At 72.4% G+C, this 20,941-nt stretch carries 14 protein-coding genes, 1 tRNA gene, 1 pseudogene and 1 riboswitch; of the genes and pseudogenes, 12 read left to right on the top strand and 4 right to left on the bottom strand.

Features of this window, described 5'->3' with window-relative positions:
* Nucleotides 1-652: 652 nt before the first annotated feature.
* On the top strand, nt 653-4,282 hold the full coding sequence (gene mfd, locus AB0F71_RS11545; protein ID WP_360231123.1) for a transcription-repair coupling factor: 3,630 nt from the start codon (nt 653-655) through the stop codon (nt 4,280-4,282).
* 122 nt (nt 4,283-4,404) lie between these two features.
* Nucleotides 4,405-5,442 carry a MazG family protein gene (locus AB0F71_RS11540; RefSeq protein ID WP_360231120.1) on the top strand — a complete coding sequence of 346 codons (1,038 nt, stop codon included), beginning with the start codon at nt 4,405-4,407 and terminating at the stop codon, nt 5,440-5,442.
* Nucleotides 5,443-5,452: 10 nt separating this feature from the next.
* On the opposite strand, the gene AB0F71_RS11535 is transcribed toward AB0F71_RS11540, so the two are convergent.
* Nucleotides 5,453-5,878, bottom strand: a complete 426-nt coding sequence (locus AB0F71_RS11535; RefSeq protein ID WP_360231117.1) for an SDR family NAD(P)-dependent oxidoreductase — start codon at nt 5,876-5,878, stop codon at nt 5,453-5,455.
* 325 nt (nt 5,879-6,203) lie between these two features.
* Here AB0F71_RS11535 and AB0F71_RS11530 point away from each other — a divergent pair, with 325 nt between their 5' ends.
* From AB0F71_RS11530 to AB0F71_RS11500, 7 genes and pseudogenes are all read left to right on the top strand, one after another.
* On the top strand, nt 6,204-7,520 hold the full coding sequence (locus AB0F71_RS11530; protein ID WP_360231114.1) for a cytochrome P450: 1,317 nt from the start codon (nt 6,204-6,206) through the stop codon (nt 7,518-7,520).
* A 210-nt stretch (nt 7,521-7,730) separates the two neighbouring features.
* Nucleotides 7,731-7,901, top strand: a riboswitch (cyclic di-AMP (ydaO/yuaA leader).
* Nucleotide 7,902: 1 nt separating this feature from the next.
* The gene (locus AB0F71_RS11525; RefSeq protein WP_360231111.1) at nt 7,903-8,670 is read left to right on the top strand and encodes a transglycosylase family protein; all 768 of its coding nucleotides are present in this window, start codon (nt 7,903-7,905) and stop codon (nt 8,668-8,670) included.
* A 288-nt stretch (nt 8,671-8,958) separates the two neighbouring features.
* The gene (gene eno, locus AB0F71_RS11520; RefSeq protein WP_360231108.1) at nt 8,959-10,245 is read left to right on the top strand and encodes a phosphopyruvate hydratase; all 1,287 of its coding nucleotides are present in this window, start codon (nt 8,959-8,961) and stop codon (nt 10,243-10,245) included.
* Between the two features lie 163 nt (nt 10,246-10,408).
* Nucleotides 10,409-10,891, top strand: a complete 483-nt coding sequence (locus tag AB0F71_RS11515; protein ID WP_360231105.1) for a septum formation initiator family protein — start codon at nt 10,409-10,411, stop codon at nt 10,889-10,891.
* Nucleotides 10,863-11,378: pseudogene (locus AB0F71_RS11510) on the top strand (DUF501 domain-containing protein); the annotation flags it as partial. The gene AB0F71_RS11515 and the pseudogene AB0F71_RS11510, both read left to right, overlap by 29 nt.
* A 188-nt stretch (nt 11,379-11,566) precedes the next feature.
* Nucleotides 11,567-12,508: a Ppx/GppA phosphatase family protein gene (locus tag AB0F71_RS11505; protein ID WP_360231102.1), complete on the top strand. Its 942-nt coding sequence runs from the start codon at nt 11,567-11,569 to the stop codon at nt 12,506-12,508.
* A 428-nt stretch (nt 12,509-12,936) separates the two neighbouring features.
* A complete protein-coding gene (locus AB0F71_RS11500; RefSeq protein WP_360231099.1) occupies nt 12,937-14,304 on the top strand; it encodes an NAD(P)/FAD-dependent oxidoreductase in 1,368 nt (455 codons plus the stop codon).
* A 265-nt stretch (nt 14,305-14,569) separates the two neighbouring features.
* Here the strand turns inward: AB0F71_RS11500 and AB0F71_RS11495 are convergent, their stop codons facing one another.
* Nucleotides 14,570-17,125: an FtsX-like permease family protein gene (locus AB0F71_RS11495; protein ID WP_360231096.1), complete on the bottom strand. Its 2,556-nt coding sequence runs from the start codon at nt 17,123-17,125 to the stop codon at nt 14,570-14,572.
* Between the two features lie 44 nt (nt 17,126-17,169).
* A complete protein-coding gene (locus tag AB0F71_RS11490) occupies nt 17,170-17,982 on the bottom strand; it encodes an ABC transporter ATP-binding protein (RefSeq protein ID WP_360231093.1) in 813 nt (270 codons plus the stop codon).
* 256 nt (nt 17,983-18,238) lie between these two features.
* On the opposite strand from AB0F71_RS11490, the gene AB0F71_RS11485 reads away from it, so the two are divergent.
* The 3 genes from AB0F71_RS11485 (at nt 18,239) to AB0F71_RS11475 (ending at nt 19,788) form a co-directional block, all read left to right on the top strand.
* A tRNA-Leu gene (locus AB0F71_RS11485) sits at nt 18,239-18,320 on the top strand.
* Nucleotides 18,321-18,462: 142 nt separating this feature from the next.
* A complete protein-coding gene (locus tag AB0F71_RS11480; protein WP_360231090.1) occupies nt 18,463-19,329 on the top strand; it encodes a Bax inhibitor-1/YccA family protein in 867 nt (288 codons plus the stop codon).
* Nucleotides 19,330-19,419: 90 nt separating this feature from the next.
* Nucleotides 19,420-19,788, top strand: coding sequence for a hypothetical protein (locus AB0F71_RS11475; protein ID WP_360231087.1), 369 nt, complete (start codon nt 19,420-19,422; stop codon nt 19,786-19,788).
* Nucleotides 19,789-19,929: 141 nt separating this feature from the next.
* On the opposite strand, the gene AB0F71_RS11470 is transcribed toward AB0F71_RS11475, so the two are convergent.
* Nucleotides 19,930-20,886 carry a hypothetical protein gene (locus tag AB0F71_RS11470; RefSeq protein ID WP_360231084.1) on the bottom strand — a complete coding sequence of 319 codons (957 nt, stop codon included), beginning with the start codon at nt 20,884-20,886 and terminating at the stop codon, nt 19,930-19,932.
* Nucleotides 20,887-20,941: the final 55 nt, after the last annotated feature.

Below are 20,941 nucleotides of genomic sequence, written 5' to 3'. Positions count from 1 at the left end.
CGCCTTCTGCTGGGCGGTCGGGGCCCGTGCGTTGCGGTCGATCGGCTGCCGCGGGCAGCCGGCCGGCACGGCGAATCAGAGGGCAGCCGGTCCGGGAGGGGCCGCGCGCCGCGGGAGAGACGGATGAGGCCGAGACCCGTGGCGCCCTCCAGGAAAGGGCGCCACGGTTCCCGGCGCTTGGGCGGGCGCCCCCACCCAGGGTCGCCCGGCCTCGCACCTCCGACCCCCATCGGGGGTGCGACAGTGCCGCCACAGCCATCCCCCACGGTTGGGTGCGGCGGGCACATTCACCATGGTGCGCGATCTCCATGGACGGCCAGTGACAGGAGTATGTCCAGTTCGTGGCGGATGGCGGAGCCCGGTCCGGGCCGGCGCCCGAGCGGTTGGTCCACCGGTCGGCCCGGTGTTCCGTCCAGTGGTTCGCCTACGGTCATGTCCCTGACAGGGGCACCCGGGGCCGCCGTTCCGCCCCCGCGCGGCCGGTCGCCCGGGCGGCGCGGCCCCGCCGGGCTCGTACGCCGCGTGGCTGTCCGTGCCGCGGCGTAGGCTGGAGACCCCCGGCCGCTCGGCGTGCCGGGCCGTTCGCGTTGCCCCGGCGGGCCGTTCGCCGCCCGGAGGCAGCACCAGCCACGGCACGAAGAAGAGACCCCAGATGAGTCTGACCGGACTGCTCGATGTCGTCGCGCGGGACGCGGCGCTCGCCGAGGCGATCGAGGCGGCCACCGCCACCGGAGCCGCGGCCGGCGGCCGCCGGCACCTGGACCTGGTCGGACCGCCCGCGGCCCGGCCGTTCGCCGTCGCCGCGCTGGCCCGCGCGCTCGCCGCCCGGGCGGCCGGCGAGCGGGGCCGCCCGGTGCTGGCCGTCACCGCGACCGGGCGGGAGGCCGAGGACCTGGCCGCCTCGCTGCGCTCGCTGCTGCCCGCCGACGCGGTCGCCGAGTACCCCGCCTGGGAGACCCTGCCGCACGAGCGGCTGTCGCCCCGCTCGGACACCGTCGGCCGCCGACTGGCCGTACTGCGCCGGATCGTGCACCCGCGGGCGGACGACCCGGCGGCCGGTCCGGTGCAGGTGATCGTCGCCCCGGTCCGCTCGGTGCTCCAGCCGCAGGTGAAGGGGCTGGCCGAGCTGGAGCCGGTGGCCGTCCGGCGCGGGGAGACCCACGACCTGGAGGAGATCGCCCGCGGGCTCGCCGCGGCCGCCTACGCCCGGGTCGAACTGGTCGAGAAGCGCGGCGAGTTCGCCGTCCGCGGCGGCATCCTGGACGTCTTCCCGCCGACCGAGGAGCACCCGCTGCGGGTGGAGTTCTGGGGCGACGAGGTCGAGGAGATCCGCTACTTCAAGGTCGCCGACCAGCGCTCGCTGGAGATCGCCGAGCACGGGCTGTGGGCGCCGCCCTGCCGGGAGCTGCTGCTGACCGACCAGGTGCGCGCCCGGGCCGCCGAACTGTCGGCCCAGCAGCCCGGGTTGGCCGAGATCCTGGACAAGATCGCGGAGGGCATTGCGGTCGAGGGCATGGAGTCCCTGGCGCCCGTGCTGGTGGACGACATGGAGCTGCTGCTCGACGTGCTGCCGCTCGGCTCGGTCACGGTGGTCTGCGACCCGGAGCGGGTCCGGACCAGGGCGGCCGACCTGGTGGCCACCAGCCAGGAGTTCCTCCAGGCCTCCTGGGTCGCGGCGGCCGCCGGCGGTGACCGGCCGATCGACCTGGAGACCATCGACGTCTCCGCCGCCTCGCTGCGCTCGCTCGCCGAGGTGCGCGAGCACGCCGACCGGATCGGCCTGCCCTGGTGGTCCGTCAGCCCGTTCGCGACCAGCGAGTCGACGCTCGACGGCATCCTGGAGGTCGACGTCAACACGCTGACCCTCGGCATGCACGCCGTCGAGGCCTACCGGGGCGACACCGCCCGGGCGATCGCCGACGCCAAGGAGCGGCTGGCCGCCGACTGGCGGGTCGTCATGGTGACCGAGGGCCACGGCCCGGCCTCCCGGCTGGCCGAGGTGCTCGGCAACGAGGGCATCCCGGCCCGGCTGGTCGCCGACCTCGCCGAGGCGCCCACCCGGGACGTCGTGTACGTCTCCTGCGGGTCCATCGAGCACGGCTTCGTCGACGAGCGGCTCAAGCTCACCGTCATCACCGAGACCGACCTGTCCGGCCAGCGGTCCTCCACCAAGGACATGCGCCGGATGCCGTCCCGGCGCCGCAACGCGATCGACCCGCTGGCTCTGGCGGCCGGTGACTACGTGGTGCACGAGGCGCACGGCGTCGGCCGGTACGTCGAGATGGTGCAGCGCACCGTCCAGGGCGCCACCCGCGAGTACCTGGTGCTGGAGTACGCCCCCGCCAAGCGCGGCCACCCCGGCGACCGGCTGTTCGTGCCGACCGACCAGCTCGACCAGGTCACCAAGTACGTCGGCGGCGAGGCCCCGACGCTGCACCGGCTCGGCGGCGCGGACTGGGCCAAGACCAAGCAGCGGGCCAAGAAGGCGGTCAGGGAGATCGCCGCCGACCTGATCAAGCTGTACTCGGCCCGGATGGCCGCCCCCGGCCACACCTTCGGCCCCGACACCCCGTGGCAGCGCGAGCTGGAGGACGCCTTCCCGTACGCGGAGACGCCGGACCAGCTGACCACCATCGCCGAGGTCAAGTCGGACATGGAGAAGTCCGTCCCGATGGACCGGCTGATCTGTGGCGACGTCGGCTACGGCAAGACCGAGATCGCGGTGCGGGCCGCCTTCAAGGCGGTGCAGGACGGCAAGCAGGTCGCCGTGCTGGTGCCGACCACCCTGCTGGTGCAGCAGCACTTCTCCACCTTCGCCGAGCGGTACGCCAACTTCCCGGTCACCGTGAAGGCGCTGTCCCGCTTCCAGACCGACAGTGAGGCCAAGGCCGTCCTGGAGGGGCTGTTCGAGGGCTCGGTGGACGTCGTCATCGGCACCCACCGGCTGTTCTCCTCGGAGACCAGGTTCAAGGACCTCGGCCTGGTCATCGTCGACGAGGAGCAGCGCTTCGGCGTCGAGCACAAGGAGCAGCTGAAGAAGCTGCGCGCCAACGTGGACGTGCTCACGATGTCCGCGACGCCGATCCCGCGCACCCTGGAGATGGCCGTCACCGGCATCCGCGAGATGTCCACCATCACCACCCCGCCGGAGGAGCGGCACCCGGTGCTGACCTTCGTCGGGCCGTACGACGAGAAGCAGATCTCGGCCGCGATCCGGCGTGAACTCCTGCGCGAGGGCCAGGTGTTCTACATCCACAACCGGGTCGAGTCGATCGACAAGGCGGCCGCCCGGCTCAAGGACCTCGTCCCCGAGGCGCGGATCGCCACCGCGCACGGGCAGATGGGGGAGACCCAGCTGGAGAAGGTCGTCGTCGACTTCTGGGAGAAGGAGTTCGACGTCCTGGTGTCGACCACGATCGTGGAGTCCGGCATCGACATCTCCAACGCCAACACCCTGATCGTCGAGCGCGGCGACACCTTCGGCCTCTCCCAGCTGCACCAGCTGCGCGGCCGGGTCGGGCGCGGGCGCGAGCGCGGCTACGCGTACATGCTGTACCCGCCGGAGAAGCCGCTCACCGAGACGGCCCACGAGCGGCTGGCCACCATCGCCCAGCACACCGAGATGGGCGCCGGCATGTACGTCGCCATGAAGGACCTGGAGATCCGCGGCGCCGGCAACCTGCTCGGCGGCGAGCAGTCCGGGCACATCGCGGGCGTCGGCTTCGACCTCTACATGCGGATGGTCGGCGAGGCGGTGGCCGAGTTCCGCGAGTCGCTGGCGAACGGCGGCGAGCCGGAGGAGGAGCCGCTGGAGGTGAAGATCGAGCTGCCGGTCGACGCCCACGTGCCGCACGACTACGCCCCCGGCGAGCGGCTGCGGCTGCAGGCCTACCGCTCGATCGCGGCGGTCAACTCGGAGGCGGACATCCAGCAGGTCCGGGACGAGCTGGCGGACCGCTACGGGAAGCTGCCCGAGCCGGTCGAGAACCTGCTGATGGTCGCCGGCCTGCGGCTGTACGCCCGCCGCTGCGGGATCTCGGACATCACCCTGCAGGGCTCCAACGTCCGCTTCGGCCCGGTGGAGCTGCGGGAGTCCCAGCAGTTGCGGCTGAACCGGCTCTACCCGCGCAGCCAGGTCAAGGCGGCGGCCCGGCAGCTGCTGGTGCCCCGGCCGAGCACCGGCCGGATCGGCGGCAAGCCGCTGGTCGGGCGCGAACTGCTCGGCTGGTGCACCGAGTTCCTGTCGGCGATGTTCGACGACCTGGCGGGGACGAAGAAGTAGCCCCGGCGGGCCCACAGCGGTCCACAGCGGTTCACGGCGGTCCCGGGCCCGGCCCGGGACCGCCGCTCGGCTGACCGGCACCGGCCGGGGCCCGGGGCGCCCGCGGCGGGTAGGTTCGAGGTGTGACGACTAATGGTGTGCCGACGGACGCCCCGGGCGCGAAGCTGATCCTGCTGACCACCACCCACCGGGTGGCCCCCGGGCTGCTGGCGTGGCCGGCCTGGGAGGCGCTGCGGTCGGCCGGGCGGGTGCTGGTGGCGGACGAGGGGCATCCGCAGGTGGCGGCGGTGCGGCAGGCCGGGGTGGCGGTGGAGGTGGTGCCGGCCGGGTCGGCGCCGGCGCTGGCGCGGCTGCTGACCGGGCAGCCGGCCGGGGCGGGGCCGACGGTGTGGCTGGGCGGCCCGGACGGGGACCCGGGGCTGACGGACGCGCTGGCCCGGCTCGCGGTGGAGCACGCCGGGGAGGTGCCGGAGATCGAGGTGCTGCCCGGCTCGTACGACCTGCCGGGTGCGCGGCTGCTGGACCTCGCCTCGGTGATGGACCGGCTGCGCTCGCCGGGCGGCTGCCCGTGGGACGCCGAGCAGACCCACGAGAGCCTGGTGAAGTACCTGGTCGAGGAGGCCTACGAGCTGGTCGAGGCGATCGAGGAGGGGGACCGGGACGCGCTGCGCGAGGAGCTGGGCGACGTCCTGCTGCAGGTGTTCTTCCACGCCCGGATCGCCGAGGAGCACCCGACCGGGCCGTTCACCGTCGACGACGTGGCCGGGGACATCGTGGACAAGCTGGTGTACCGGCACCCGCACGTGTTCGGGGACGTCGAGGCGGAGGGCGCCGCCGAGGTGGAGGCGAACTGGGAGCAGTTGAAGGCGGCCGAGAAGGCGGACCGGGAGTCCGTCCTGGACGGCGTCCCGGCCGGGCTGCCGGCGCTGGCGTACGCGGCGAAGCTGGTGTCCCGGGTGCGCCGGGCGGGCTTCGCACAGGTGCCGGACGAGCCGTACGAGCTGCCGGCGGAGCTGACCGCGGAGTCGGTGGGCCGACTGCTGCTGGCGGTGGTGCAGCGGGCGCACGACGCCGGGGTGGACGTGGACGCGGCGCTGCGCTCGGCCGCGCGCGGCTACCGGGAGGCGGTGCGCGCGGCCGAGGGGCTCAAGCCGGAGTAGTGGGGGCGGCTCAGGCCGCCGTGGCGGTGCGCTCCGAGGCGGACCGCTGCGGCGGGACGAGCTCGCCGATCGCCTCGCCGATCAGGACGACCAGTTCGGCGAGGCGCTCCAGGTCGAGGTGGGCGGGCAGGTCGGCGAGGGAGACGATCCGCTCGCCCTTCGGGCCCGCCACGCAGAAGAGGTCGATCGGACCGAAGTGCTTCTCGGCGGTGTCGACCAGGGCGGCGACGTCGCTGGGCCGGCGGACGTCGCCGGAGACGCCGACCACGGGGCAGCCCGGCCGGTCGAGTTCGGCGGCGAGGTCCTCGGCGACGCCGACGTGGGTGTCGGCGATCAGCATCCCGGCGGCGTCGGCCGCGGTGAACCGGCGGGCGAGGTCGGCCCCCGAACCGCCCGCGAGTACCGCGATGACGACGACTGCTCCGCTGACCGTCATTGGTCCAGCTCCTCCCTGCGGGCGGCACCGCACCGGCGCCCGCGCGTACTTCGGAGGATCGTAGGCACGTCCTGACCCTCCGCAACAGGGATTACCCCGCAGGTGACCAGGCTCACGCCTGCCGCCCGGCCAAGAGCTGGCCAAGGCCTGTCCACCCGGCGTCCACGAGCCGTCCACGGAGTGTCGGCGTCCCGCTCGCGTGCCGGTCACGGACGGTTCGCGCGGCGGTGACCTCCGGCCGGTCGCGGCGGTGACCTCCGGCCGGTGGCGGGGGCGCGTCCGCCGGTGGTCCGGGCCCGTCCGGTCCAGCGGTTACGGTCGACCCATGCCAGCTCAGCCCGAGGGCGCCCAGCCCGCCGCCCAGCCCGACCCGCAGCTCTTCACCTGGGAGTTCGCCGCCGACCCGTACCCCGCCTACGCCTGGCTGCGCGAGCACGCGCCGGTGCACCGCACCAAGCTGCCGAGCGGGGTGGAGGCCTGGCTGGTGACGCGCTACGCGGACGCCCGGCAGGCGCTCGCGGACAGCCGGCTGTCGAAGAACCCGGCGCACCACAGCGAGCAGGCGCACCGCACCGGCCGGGTGGGCATCCCGGGGGAGCGGCAGGCGGACCTGATGACCCACCTGCTGAACATCGACCCGCCGGACCACACCCGGCTGCGCCGCCTGGTGGCGAAGGCGTTCACCCCGCGCCGGGTGGCCGAGTTCGAGCCGCGGGTCCAGCAGCTGACCGACCGGCTGATCGACGGCTTCGCGCAGCGCGGTTCGGCGGACCTGATCCACGAGTTCGCGTTCCCGCTCCCCATCTACGCGATCTGCGACATGCTGGGCGTGCCGGCCGAGGACCAGGACGACTTCCGCGACTGGGCCGGAATGATGCTGCGCCACACCAAGCCGGGCCAAGCGGGCGGCCAACGCGGCGGTGTGGGGCGGGCGGTGAAGCGGATGCGGGCGTACCTGCTGGAGCTGATCCACCGCAAGCGGGCGGACCTCGGGGACGACCTGATCTCCGGCCTGATCCGGGCGAGCGACCACGGCGAGCACCTGACCGAGAACGAGGCCGCCGCGATGGCCTTCATCCTCCTCTTCGCCGGGTTCGAGACGACGGTGAACCTGATCGGCAACGGCACGTACGCGCTGCTGCGCAATCCCGGGCAGCGGGCCCTGCTGCAGGAGTCGGTGGCCCGCGGCGAGACCGCGCTGCTGGAGACCGGGATCGAGGAACTCCTGCGCTACGACGGGCCGGTGGAGCTGGCGACCTGGCGGTTCGCGACCCGTCCGCTGACCATCGGCGGGGTGGAGATCCCGGTCGGGGATCCGGTGCTGGTGGTGCTGGCGGCGGCGGACCGCGATCCGGCCAGGTTCTCCGACGAGAACACCCTCGACCTGGCCCGGAGCGACAACCCCCACCTGGGGTTCGGGCACGGCATCCACTACTGCATCGGCGCCCCGCTGGCCCGGCTGGAGGGGCGGTCCGCGCTGGCCACGCTGCTTTCCCGGCTGCCCGATCTGCGACTGGCCGAAAGCCCGGAGAATCTGCGCTGGCGGGGTGGCCTGATCATGCGTGGATTGCGCGAACTTCCGGTCGAATTCAGTCCGGAGCTCAGGTCGCCGCACGGCCTTCCTGAGCCGGCGACACGCTGACGGGGCATCCGGAACCGGCCACCAGCGGCGGTATGAACGCCCATCAAACCGGACAAAGACCCGCCGTTGGTAGGCGATCGAACACGGGCCGTAATTCTGGTGTGATGTCGGTGATATGAGCTTGTGATTCGTCTGAGGATCTGTCTAGTCTCCGTGGAGTTCGCAGCTGCGGACCTCGTGCGCGGGACGCCGAATCCTGCCCGCCGCGTCACGGGAAACCGACCAGAACCCTGGGCAGGGGCGGGGGAACCAGGTTTGTTGCCGTTCCTCCACGGCTCGGGGTGAAGCCGCCCGCGCGGAATCGATTCCGCAGACGGCGGCCGGGCCACCTCCCGGTCCGAACCCGACAGCTCACCTCGCAGGCGTGCGGAGAGGGACCTTCATGCTGTTCGTTGGAACTGGCCGTCATCGTCGTCGCACCCAGGCCGAGAAGGCCATCGCCGTCGCAGGTGTGGCCGGCGTCGGACTCGCACTGCCGCTCCTCACCGCCACCGGTGCCTCCGCCGCCCCGGCCTCCGTCTGGGACTCCGTCGCCCAGTGCGAGAGCGGCGGCAACTGGAGCATCAACACCGGCAACGGCTTCTCCGGCGGCCTCCAGTTCACCCCCAGCACCTGGAAGGCGTACGGCGGCACCGCGTACGCGGCGCAGGCCAACCAGGCCAGCAAGGCGCAGCAGATCGCGGTCGCCGAGAAGGTCCTCGCCTCGCAGGGCCCCGGCGCCTGGCCGGTCTGCTCCAAGAAGGCCGGCCTGAGCAAGGGCGGCGCCTCGGCCGAGGTGGACACCTCCTCGGACGCCAAGCCGCAGAAGCAGCAGGCCCAGCAGCAGGCTCCCAAGGCCGCCGCGAAGCCCGCCCAGTCGAAGCCGGTCCAGCAGTACGCGCCGAAGCACGCCGCGCCGAAGCAGGCCGAGAAGCCCGCCGACCCGTCGGCGCAGCAGTACGCCCCCAAGCACGCCGCCCCGCGGGCCGCCCAGGCCCCGGCCGCCACGACCGGCCACGACTACACCGTCCGGGACGGCGACACCCTGTCGGGCATCGCCACCGCCCAGGGCGTGTCCGGCGGCTGGCAGGCGCTGTACGACGGCAACCGCGGCACGGTCGGCGGCAACCCGGACCTGATCGTGCCCGGCCAGGTCCTGCACCTGGGCTGAGCCGGACCGTTTCCACGGCGGACGACACGCTGGACAGGTGACGACACGCTGGACAGGTAGGGGGCCGCGCCCGGCGGCCCCCTACGTCCGCGTCCGCCCGCCCCGGTGGGACGCGCCGGGACGAGCAGGTGAACTACCGGTGGGTAGCCGGGCCACACGGTGAGACGCAGCCCAGGCCGACGTGGCCCCGGGAGCCCGGGCGGTTAGGCTCTGGTCGTAACGACTCCGCAATCGTCCGGCCGACGGCACCACCCGCAGCCGGACCCTGCTTCCGCAAGGAGATGCTTCGTGCCGTCCATCGATGTCGTCGTAGCCCGTGAAATCCTCGACTCCCGCGGCAACCCCACGGTCGAGGTCGAGGTCGGCCTCGACGACGGCAGCACGGGTCGTGCCGCTGTTCCGTCGGGTGCCTCGACCGGCGCCTTCGAGGCGCTCGAACTGCGCGACGGCGACAAGAACCGCTACTTCGGGAAGGGCGTGGAGAAGGCCGTCCTGGCCGTCATCGAGCAGATCGGCCCCGAGCTGGTCGGCTACGACGCCACCGAGCAGCGCCTGATCGACCAGGCCATGCTCGACCTGGACGCCACCCCGGACAAGTCCTCGCTCGGCGCCAACGCCATCCTGGGCGTGTCGCTGGCCGTCGCGCACGCCGCCTCCGAGGCCAGCGACCTGCCGCTGTTCCGCTACCTGGGCGGCCCGAACGCGCACGTCCTGCCGGTCCCGATGATGAACATCCTCAACGGCGGCTCGCACGCGGACTCCAACGTCGACATCCAGGAGTTCATGATCGCCCCGATCGGCGCGGAGTCCTTCTCCGAGGCCGTCCGCTGGGGCGTCGAGGTCTACCACACCCTCAAGGGCGTGCTGAAGGAGCGCGGCCTGTCCACCGGCCTCGGCGACGAGGGCGGCTTCGCGCCGAACCTGGACAGCAACCGCGAGGCCCTGGACCTCATCACCGAGGCCATCCAGAAGGCCGGCTACGTGCCCGGCCGCGACATCGCGCTCGCCCTGGACGTCGCCGCCTCCGAGTTCTACGAGGACGGCGCCTACCAGTTCGAGGGCAAGGCGCTGACCTCCGCCGAGCTCATCGAGTACTACGCCGAGCTGGTCGCCTCCTACCCGCTGGTCTCCATCGAGGACCCGCTGGACGAGTCGGACTGGGACGGCTGGAAGGCCATGACCGTCAAGCTGGGCGACAAGGTCCAGCTGGTCGGCGACGACCTGTTCGTCACCAACCCGGCCCGCCTGGCCAAGGGCATCGAGACCGGCACCGCCAACGCGCTGCTGGTGAAGGTGAACCAGATCGGCTCGCTGACCGAGACCCTGGACGCCGTCGAGCTGGCCCAGCGCAACGGCTACCGCTGCATGATGTCGCACCGCTCCGGCGAGACCGAGGACGTCACCATCGCCGACCTGGCCGTCGCCACCAACTGCGGCCAGATCAAGACCGGTGCCCCGGCCCGCTCCGAGCGCGTCGCCAAGTACAACCAGCTGCTGCGCATCGAGGAGATCCTCGACGACGCCGCCGAGTACGCCGGCCGCGGCGCCTTCCCGCGGTTCAAGCACGAGGGCTGAGCACGCCCGGGCCGGGCGACGTCCGGCCCGGCCGCCGGGGGCCCGAGGCCCCCGGTAGCGCACGCCTGACCGGTGCCCCGCCGCTCACCCCGTAGGGTGGACGGCGGGGCACCGTCGCGACCAGGAGGGGATACGGGAGATGGCTGGCTGGAGGATCCCGGGCTTGGCGGCCCGGCCTCGGTTCACGAGCCGGGCGACCGTCCTGGTCCTGGTGCTCTGCTCGCTGGTGGCGATCCTGGCCTACCCGACGCGGCAGTTCATCTCCCAGCGCGCCGAGATCTCCGCCCAGCGGGCGAAGGCCGACCACGCGCGCCAGCAGGTCGACCAGCTGCGCCGGGACAAGGCACGCTGGCAGGACCCGGAGTACGTCAAGGCGCAGGCCCGCGCCCGGCTGCACTACGCGGTGCCGGGGGAGACCCCGTACATCGCGGTGGACCCGGCCGGTCCAGCCGCCCAGCCCTCCGCCCCGGCCGGTTCGGCCGCTCCCGCCGCCGACGCGGCCGCCGGCCCGGCGAAGGCCGCCAAGCCCTGGTACACCAGCATCTGGGACTCGGTGGACGCCGCCGACACCGTCGCGCTGGCTCCCGCCGCACCCCGTCCGCTCCCCCCGTCCTCCGTTGGAGACCCCACCCCCCATGACCACTGAGAACCACCCCGCCGTCTCCGACGCCGACGTCGCGGCCATCGCCGCCCAGCTCGGCCGGGTGCCGCGCGGCCTGCGCGGCGTGGCGCACCGCTGCCCCTGCGGCAACCCCGACGTCGTGGAGACGGCCCCCCGGCTGCCGGACGGCACGCCGTTCCCGACGCTGTACTACCTGACCTGCCCCAAGGCCGCCTCGCTGATCGGCACCCTGGAGGCGGAGGGTGTGATGAAGGATCAGACGGCCCGGCTCGCCGAGGACCCGGAGCTGGCCGCCGCCTACCAGAAGGCGCACGAGGACTACATCGCCCGGCGTGACGCGATCGAGGTGCTGGAGGGCTTCCCGAGCGCCGGCGGCATGCCGGACCGGGTGAAGTGCCTGCACGTGCTGGTCGGCCACTCGCTGGCGGCCGGAGAGGGCGTCAACCCGCTCGGCGACGAGGCGATCGGCATGCTGGAGGACTGGTGGGCCAAGGGCCCGTGCGTCTCCCCGGCCGAGGTCCAGGCCGCCGGTGAGCGGGTCGCCCGCAACCGCGCCAAGGACCAGGACCACGAGGCCGTGATCGCGGCCAAGCAGCAGAAGGCCGCCGAGCGGGCGGCGAAGAAGCGCGCCGCCGAGGAGACCACGGCGGGTCAGGAAGCCGCGGCGGCGCAGGACGCGGCGGCGGAGCAGGAGTCCGAGTGAGCACGACCCGGGTGGCCGCGATCGACTGCGGCACCAACTCGATCCGGCTGCTGGTCGCCGACCTGGACCCGGAGACGGGCGAGATCACCGACCTCGACCGCCGCATGATCATCAACCGGCTGGGCCAGGGCGTCGACCGCACCGGCCGGCTGCACCCGGACGCGCTGGAGCGCACCTTCGCCGCCTGCCGGGAGTACCGGGAGGTCATCGCGGGCTTCGGCGTCGGCCCGGAGCGCACCCGCTTCGTCGCCACCAGCGCCTCCCGGGACGCCGAGAACAGCGACGAGTACGTCAAGGGCGTGCGCGACATCCTGGGCGTCGAGCCCGAGGTGGTGAGCGGCGAGGAGGAGGCGCACCTGTCCTTCGTCGGTGCCACCAAGGAGCTGGCCGGCGGGCAGTTCCCCGCCCCCTACCTGGTCTTCGACCTGGGCGGCGGCTCCACCGAGTTCGTGCTCGGCGGGGCGGAGGTCCAGGCGGCGCGCTCGGTGGACATCGGCTGCGTGCGGCTGACCGAGCGGCACTTCGGCGGCGCCGAACTGCCCTCCGAGGAGCAGATCGCCGAGGCCCGGGCGCACGTGCGGGCCGAGCTGGACAAGGCCGAGGAGGTCGTCCCGCTGACCGGTGCGGCCACCCTGGTGGGCCTGGCCGGGACGGTCACCACGGTGTCCGCGATCGCCCAGGACCTGCCCGCGTACCAGTCGGAGCGGATCCACCACTCCCGGATCAGCCGCGAGCGGGTCGCCGAGATCGCCCGCGAGCTGCTGGCCGCCACCCACGCCGAGCGCGCGGCCATCCCGTCGATGCACCCGGGCCGGGTGGACGTGATCGCGGCGGGCGCGCTGGAACTGCTGGAGATCATGGACCGCACCGGCGCCGCCGAGGTGGTCGTGAGCGAGCACGACATCCTGGACGGCATCGCCTGGAGTACGGCCTCCTGACCACCCTCAGGCCTTACCCCACCGGCCCCGACGCCCCTTTCGGGGTGCCGGGGCCGGGGCACGCCCGGGTGCGTGCGAGAACCTTCGTGAATTTCTTCACATGGCGATCCAGCCTTTCGTCGCACCCCGTGGCCCGCTACGCCCGAATTGTGAGACCGAAGGCCCTCCGGTCGAACGGCCCCTTGGATCGCAGGTCAGGGCTCGTCCGAGGTTTGAAAATCGAAATCACGAGCGGGAACCCGGGCGCTGTACGGATCGTTGCTGCTCAGCCGGGTAGTGCTCCGGCGCACGTTCGCGGGGGGCTGTCGAGGGTCGTGAGCCGGTGCGCCGGGCCGGTTTTTGTGGGCGCGGAGTGTAGCACGGGGTGTCCATGAGCTTGTGACCGGGCTCACGAAGGCTGCTCCGGACGGTGCTGGATACTTTCGGATATGAGCACCACGGAGCGTCCTCGCATCCTCATTGTCGGCGGTGGTTACGTCGGCCTGTATGCCGCGATGCGCATCCTCAAGAAGATGCGTTACGGCGAAGCGACCGTCACGGTCGTCGACCCGCGGTCGTACATGACGTACCTGCCCTTCCTCCCCGAGGCGGCCGGCGGCAACGTCGCGCCCCGCAACCTCGTCGCGCCGCTGCGCAAGACCCTCAAGCAGGCGGAGGTGCTGACCGGGTCCGTCACCGGCATCGACCACGCCCGCAAGGTCGCGACCATCCAGCCGGCGGCCGGCGACAGCTACGAGCTGCCCTTCGAGTACCTGGTCGTCGCGACCGGCTCGGTCTCCCGCACCTTCCCGATCCCGGGTCTGGCGGAGAACGGCATCGGCATGAAGACGGTCGAGGAGGCCATCGGCCTCCGCAACCACGTCATGGCCCAGCTCGACAAGGCCGAGTCCACCTCGGACGAGGAGGTCCGCCGCAAGGCCCTGACCTTCGTCGTCATCGGCGGCGGCTTCGCCGGCATCGAGACGGTCGCCGAGGTCGAGGACATGGCCCGCGACGCGGCCAAGCTGTACAAGACCGTCAGCCGCGACGACATGCGCTTCGTCGTGGTCGAGGCGGCCAACCGCATCCTCCCCGAGATGGGCCCGGACCTCGGTCTGTGGACCAAGGAGAAGCTCGAGGAGCGCGACATCGAGGTCTACATCGAGACCTCGATGGACTCCTGCGTCGACGGCCACGTCGTGCTGAAGAACGGCCTGGAGATGGACGCCGCCACCATCGTGTGGACGGCCGGCGTGAAGCCGAACCCGGTGCTGGCCAACTTCGGCCTGCCGCTGGGCCCGCGCGGCCACGTCGACACGGCGCCGACCCTCCAGGTCCAGGGCTTCGACTACGTCTGGTCCGCCGGCGACAACGCCCAGGTCCCGGACCTCGCCGCCGGCGAGGGCGCCTGGTGCCCGCCGAACGCCCAGCACGCCTGCCGCCAGGCCGTCGTCCTCGGTGACAACGTGATCTCCGGCATGCGGGGCTTCCCGCAGAAGGAGTACAAGCACAAGAACCTGGGTGCGGTCGCCGGTCTCGGCCTGCACAAGGGCGTGGCGATCCTCTTCGGCAAGTACAAGCTCAAGGGCCGTCCGGCCTGGTGGTTCCACCGCCTGTACCACGGCGCGATGGTCCCGACCTTCAACCGCAAGGTCCGCGTCTTCACCGACTGGACCCTCGCGATGTTCCTCAAGCGCGAAGCGGTCGGCCTCTCCCAGATGGAGAACCCGCAGCTTCCGATCCAGGAGGTCACGCCGCCCACCAAGCCCGTCGAGGCCGCCAAGCCGGCCGCCGACAAGGAGCTCGCCAGCAAGTAAGCGACTGGACCCCGGTGTGGGAGCGCCGGGGTATGAGTCGGAGGCCCTCCGCCCGGCAGTGTCGCCGGACCACGACCTCCGTGGTGCTCAGCCGGCCGTGCGACCGGGCGGAGTACAGCAGTAGTGGAGCCCCTGCCGAGAACCCTCCGGCAGGGGCTCTTGCTGTGCCCCGTGGCGGCTCCTGCTGTGCGCAGGAGCGGGCCTGCCCCCGGTCGCGGGTGCGACCGGGGGCGGGCGGCGGCGGGCGGACCCGGCCGACGGGGCGTCAGTCGGTCTTGATGCTCGACAGGATGTCCAGCTTGGCGGCCCGGCGGGCCGGCCAGATCGCGGCCACCAGGCCGACCAGCCCGGCCAGGCCCAGGAACAGCGCCAACTGGCCGTACGGCAGGACGGTGGTCAGCCCGCTCAGGCTGGACTTGAGCGTCCCGTTGATCGCCCAGGCGATGAAGCAGCCGAGCAGCAGGCCGATCCCGGCGCCGAAGAGCGAGATCACCACCGACTCCAGCCGGACCATCCGCTTGATGCCGCTGCGGTCCAGGCCGATCGCCCGCAGCATCCCGATCTCGCGCTTGCGCTCGAAGACCGACATGGCCAGGGTGTTGATCACACCCAGGACGGCGATCAGGACCGCCATGCCCAGCAGGCCGTACATCAGGTTCAGCGCGAAGGTGATGACCTGGCTGAACTCGTCCCGGACGTCCTGCTTGGACTTGACCTCGATCACCGGGTTGGCGCCGGTGGCGTCCTTGATCGACTGCTTGAGCCCGGCGGTGGCGCCGTCCTTGCCCTTGACCAGGACCTGGCGGATGTCGGGCTTCGGGTCGTGCTTGGCGACCTCGCTGTCGGCCAGCAGGACCGAGCCGAGCACGCCGCCGTTCTCGTACACGCCGCCGACGGTGAGCCGGCCGGTGGAGTCGTCCGGGTAGGACACCTCCATCGTCGAGCCGGTGGTGACGTGGAACTTGGTCGCGACGTCCTGGTCCACCAGCAGCTGGCCCTTGCCGAGGGCCGCGGCGGAACCGCTGGTCAGCTTGATGTCGGCGATCTGGTCCAGGACGGCCGGGTTCAGCCCGGTGATGTCCTTGTAGCTGCCGTCGAGCTTCCAGGTGGAGTCGGTCATCGGCGAGGAGGCCGCCACCCCGGGCGCCTTGGCGATCTGGGCGGCCACCTGCCCGGACAGGCTCATGTTGTTGGCGGTCGAGACGATGTAGTCGGCCTTCATCGACTTGGTCACGGCCCGGTCGATGGTGTCCCCCACCGAGGTGCCGATCACGGTCAGACCGCTGACCAGGGTCAGTCCGATGGTGAGCGCGGCGGCGGTGGCCGCGGTGCGGCGCGGGTTGCGCACCGCGTTCTGCTGGGCGAGCTTGCCGGGAGTGCCGCCCAGCCCCCGCAGCAGCGGGCCGACCAGGGCGACCACCGGGCGGGAGAGCAGCGGAAGCAGCACGAACACGCCGATCAGGGCCAGGAAGGCACCCGCGCCGACCGGCATCCGGCCGCTGTCGTCGCCGGTGGAGGCGCCGTAGGCGATCAGCGCCAGGCCGCCGCCGGCGAGCACCGAACCGATGGTGTTGCGGACCACCAGGCTCTTCTGACTGGTCGGCTGGTCGCCGCTGCTCATCGCCGCCACCGGCGCGATCCGGGCGGCCCGCACGGCCGGCAGCAGGGCGGACAGGACCGTCACCAGGACGCCCACCACGAGGGTCACCACGACGGTCATCGGCTGGATCACCAGCGCGCCGCTCGGCATGTTCTCGTCCAGCGAGCCGATCAGCGACTGCATCCCGGCGCCGATCCCGATCCCGGCCAGCAGACCGGCCGCCGCCGAGACGGCACCGATCAGCAGCGCCTCGATCAGCACCGAGCGGGTCACCTGCTTGCGGCTGGCGCCGATCGCCCGCAGCAGCGCGAGCTCCTTGGTGCGCTGGGCGACCAGCATGGTGAAGGTGTTGGCGATGATGAAGATGCCGACGAAGAGCGAGATGAAGGCGAAGACCAGCAGCATGGTGCGCATGCTGTCGGTGCCCTTGGTGATCTGCTCCTGCTCGTCCGCCTGCAGCTTGGCGCCCGTCTCGACGTCGAACTTCTGGGCGGCCGGGACCTTCGACTCCACCTCGGCGAGCAGCGCCTCCTGGGAGGTGCCGGGCTTGGCGGTGAGCACGACGCTGCTGTAGCGGCCCGGCTCCAGCAGGGTCTGCTGGGCGGTGGCCTTGTCGAACAGGGTGAGCGTGCCGCCGGTGTTCACCACCGGGTCGTCGGTGGTGAAGACGCCGGTGAGCTTCGCCTCGATCACCGGACCGTTGGCGGCCACCCGGACGGTGTCGCCGACCTTGTAGCCCGCCTTCTCGGCGGTCCTGCGGTCGAGGGCGACCTCCTTGGCGTTCTTCGGCCCCTGACCCTCGGTCATCGGGTAGCGCGGGTCCCGGCCGTCCTGGCCGGGGGCGAAGTTGGCGCCCTTGGCCGACCAGACCTGGCCTATCAGGTTGCCCTGCTTGTCGGCGACCCCGGTGAAGCCGCCGGCCACGCCGCGCGCGCTCGCCGCGCCGGGCAGCCCGGCCAGCTGCTGGACGATGTCGTCGGTGAGTCCGGCGCCGGCCTCGCCCTTGTGCCTGGTCGAGGCGCCGGGGCCGGCCGCGCGGTCCACGACCTGGACGGCGACGTCCGAGTAGCTCTTGGAGTTGCTGTCGCGCAGGGCCTTGCCGAAGGTGTCGGAGAAGACCATGGTGCCGGCGACGAAGGCGGTGCCGAGCATGACGGCCAGCGCCGTCATCAGCAGTCGGCCCTTGTGGGCCAGCACGTTGCGCAGTGCGGTGCGATACATGAGGTGTCCTGGGGAGGTTCGAGGGCTTCGGTCGGCTCGCTGGCTCAGCTGGTGCGGCCCTTGGCGTCGAAGCGGCGCATGCGGTCCAGGACGGTGTCGGCGGTGGGGGTGTGGAGTTCGTCGACGATCTTGCCGTCGGCGAGGAAGACGACGCGGTCGGCGTAGGAGGCGGCGACGGGGTCGTGGGTGACCATGACGACGGTCTGGCCGAGTTCGCGCACGGAGTTGCGCAGGAAGGAGAGGATCTCGGCGCCGGAGCGGGAGTCGAGGTTGCCGGTGGGTTCGTCGGCGAAGATGATGTCGGGCTTTCCGGCGAGGGCGCGGGCGCAGGCGACGCGCTGCTGCTGGCCGCCGGAGAGCTGGGAGGGGCGGTGGCTGAGGCGGCCGGAGAGGCCGACGGTGTCGACGACGCGGTCGAGCCAGGCCTGGTCGGCCCTGCGGCCGGCGATGTCCATCGGCAGGGTGATGTTCTCCAGGGCGGTCAGCGTCGGCAGCAGGTTGAAGGCCTGGAAGATGAAGCCGATGTGGTCGCGGCGCAGCTGGGTGAGCTGCTTGTCCTTGAGGCCGACGAGTTCGGTGTCGCCGATGGTGGTGGAGCCGGAGGAGACGGTGTCCAGGCCGGCCATGCAGTGCATGAGGGTGGACTTGCCGGAGCCGGAGGGGCCCATGATGGCGGTGAACTCGCCCTGGGGGAAGGTGACGCTGACGTTGTCCAGGGCGACGACCCGGGTCTCCCCCTCCCCGTAGACCTTGTTCAGACCGGTGGCGCGGGCGGCCGCCCGGCCGGTACGGACGGCGGTTGCGGTCGGCGTGGTCACGGGGGAGCTCCTTGCTGGTTTGCTGATTGGTCCCTCCATGCTCCGCTACGTGATCATGGTTTTGCGTCGCTCCCTCGAACGGTTGGCCTGACCCCCGCTGGGCGTACGGAGGTGCCGGACCCTCCTCCTGCGGTATGACGGGAACCCTGAGGACGGTGCGGTGGCCGGAATCACCGTGCTTCGTGGCCGAATCCCGAACTGTTCGTCAGATGGCAAGGAAACATGACAACTTCCCGGGCTGGGAACATGCGAAAGGGTGAGCCGGGCGACTAGTCTCAGGGGTGGTTCGCAGGACGCCCGGATGGTGGAACGCAGACACGGGCAGCTTAAAACTGCTTGGCCGCGAGGCCGTGCCGGTTCGAGTCCGGCTCCGGGCACCGCAACGACCCGCGGGGGCGCCTCCGGCGTCCCCGCCGGGAGTCGTTCACCGGATCCTCCTCGCGGCGTATCCCGGAATTTTTGCCAAGCCATTACCCTGGTGCCTGGGCGGTGCAGTGCCGCCACGGAGGGAATGAGCACATGAGAAGCAGCAACCCGGTCTTCTCGCGGGAGGGGTCCTTCACCCGCGAGCCCGGCTACGCGGGGTTCGGTGGCACCGCGCAGGCCGGGGGCCAGCACGGCAACCCGTACGCGGGCACGCCCTACGCCCAGCCGCAGGGGCAGGGCCCGCTGACGGACGAGCAGCTCTACCAGATGTACAACGGGCCGTCGGCCGGCCCCGGGGCCACCGAGCGGATGACGCTCGACGACGTGGTCGCCCGCACGGCGATCTCGCTGCTGACCGTGCTCGCGGGCGGTGCGGTGGCGTGGTTCACGCTGCCGTACGGGAGCTTCGGCCCCGCAGTGGGCGCCGCGTTGGTCGCCATGATCGTCGGTCTGGTCATCCAGTTCCGTAACAAGATCAGCCCCGCGCTGGTGCTGGTCTACGCGGCATTCGAGGGCTTCTTCCTCGGCGCGATCTCGCACTACCTCAACACCCTGATGGAAGGCATCGCGATTCAGGCGGTGCTGGGCACGGCGGCGGTCTCCGGTGCGACGCTCTTCGTCTACAAGAGCGGCCGACTCCGGGTCTCCCCGAAGTACGCCCGGATCGGGTACGCGGTCGGCCTGGGCTTCTCGGTCCTGCTGCTGATCAACTGGATCGCGTCGATGGCCGGCGGGGGCCTGAGCACCTGGTCCGGTCCGCTGGGCCTGGTGGTCGGTCTGGTCGGCGTCGCCCTCGGCGCGTTCTACCTGACGATGGACTTCACCGAGATCGAGCAGGCGATCGCCCGGGGTGCGCAGCAGGAGGAGTCCTGGCGGGCCGCCTTCGGGCTCACCTTCTCGCTGGTGTGGATCTACTTCGAGATGCTGCGCCTGATCGCCGTTCTGCGCGGCGACGACTGACGCACCTCCCGTCCTCGCCACCCACTGCCGCCGGGCCCCGGAGCACTCGCTGCTCCGGGGCCCGGCGGCGTTTTGGTTAGGCTCCTGTGCATGCATGACGTACAGCCCCTGGTCGTAGCCGTCGACGGACTGGCGGATCGTTTCCGCTCGCTGCCGCAGAGCAAGCTGCTGGGCGCCGTGCCCGGGCACGCCTCGCGGGCGGCGGCCGTGCTGGCGCTGGCCCGGCGGCTGGCCGCGCTGGCGCTGGCCGCGGAGGGCGGGCCGGAGCGGGAGTTCCCGGACGCCGGGGCCTTCGCGGCGGGGGACCAGCTGGCCGTCGCCGGGCACGACCTGGCGGCCGCGCTCGCGGCGCTGCCCGAGGGGGCCGAGGTGGCGCTGCCGGACGGGCCGGTGGCGGTGGGCGAGCTGCTGGCCGGGGCGGTGGCCGCGGTGCGGGAGACGGCCGGGCTCTGCGCCTGACCCCCGGAGCGGGGTTCCTGAGTACGTGCCCGGAGCGGGTTCCCCGGGCACGTTTTCGGAGCCGGACACGTCGAAGGCCGCCCGGGTCGGTAACCCCGTGACCCGGGCGGCCTTCGGTCCTGCTGCGTGGCTGAGGCCTGGTCAGATGCTGGCGACCACCCGGTCGGCGAGCACGTAGACGGCCTCCTCGTCGGTGGAGAAGGTCAGCGAGTAGGAGCCGGAGAAGCGCGAGCCGCCGAGCAGTCGGACGTGCTCACCGGCACGGACCGCGTCGATCAGCCGGTAGGCGGCCTCCCGGTCGCCCGGGGCCACGCACAGCGTGGTGCCGTCGGCGAAGGCGTACACGTCCAGGGTGCCGAGCGGGCCCGGGCGGACGTCGGTCAGGGCGACGGCCTCCTCGGCGAGGGCGGCGAGCCGGGTGTCGGTCCACTCCCGCGAGGGCGCCTGGCTCGGCACGAAGTCGGGGTGGGAGGGGTGGCGGCGCGGGTCGGGTGCGGCGACCGGGGCCTCCTCGACGAGCGGCTCGGCGTCCAGCAGTCCGGCCTCCAGGCCGGTGGCCAGCAGGTCGGCCTCGCGGCGGGCGCGGGCGTCCGGGGCGGTCTCGCCGACCGGGTGGCCGGGGCGCAGCGGGGTGCCGCCCTCGGTGCCCGGCTCGGCCGGGCCGGTGCCGCCCTCGGTGATCAGGTCCTCCAGCGCGGAGCGCAGCGCCTCGCCGAACTCCGGGTCCATCGTCCCGGCGTTGTCGGCGGCGTCCTGCGGGCCGGTGGGGCGGGGGAAGAACAGCGGCCACTCGTCGGTGCCGGCCAGCGCCTCGGTGAAGGGCGCCCCGGGGAACGGGGAGTCGAACAGCGGGGCGTCCTCGGCCGCCCGGGCCTCCTGCTCGGCCCAGAACGCCCGGGCCTCGGTGATCTCCCGCTCGCGGTCGGCGGCCAGTGCCTCGGCGACGGCCCGGCGTATCGCGGCCTCGTCCACCGGCGCGGGCCCGGCCGGGGCCGCTGCCTGTGCGTCCAGCCGCCGGGAGATGCCCCGGAGGCGCAGCAGCACGGCGGTCGACACGGTGATCAGGATCAGCAGCAGGATGGTGTAGACGGCGCTCACGGAACGTACTCCTAGCGAGGAGCGGAACGGGGTTACGTGTCCACACTGCCCCATC

The organism is Kitasatospora sp. NPDC028055 (assembly GCF_040637885.1).
Classification (GTDB): Bacteria; Actinomycetota; Actinomycetes; order Streptomycetales; family Streptomycetaceae; genus Kitasatospora.
Note: the sequence above shows the minus strand (reverse complement) of the source record. Positions and strands in the feature narration are given on the sequence as shown.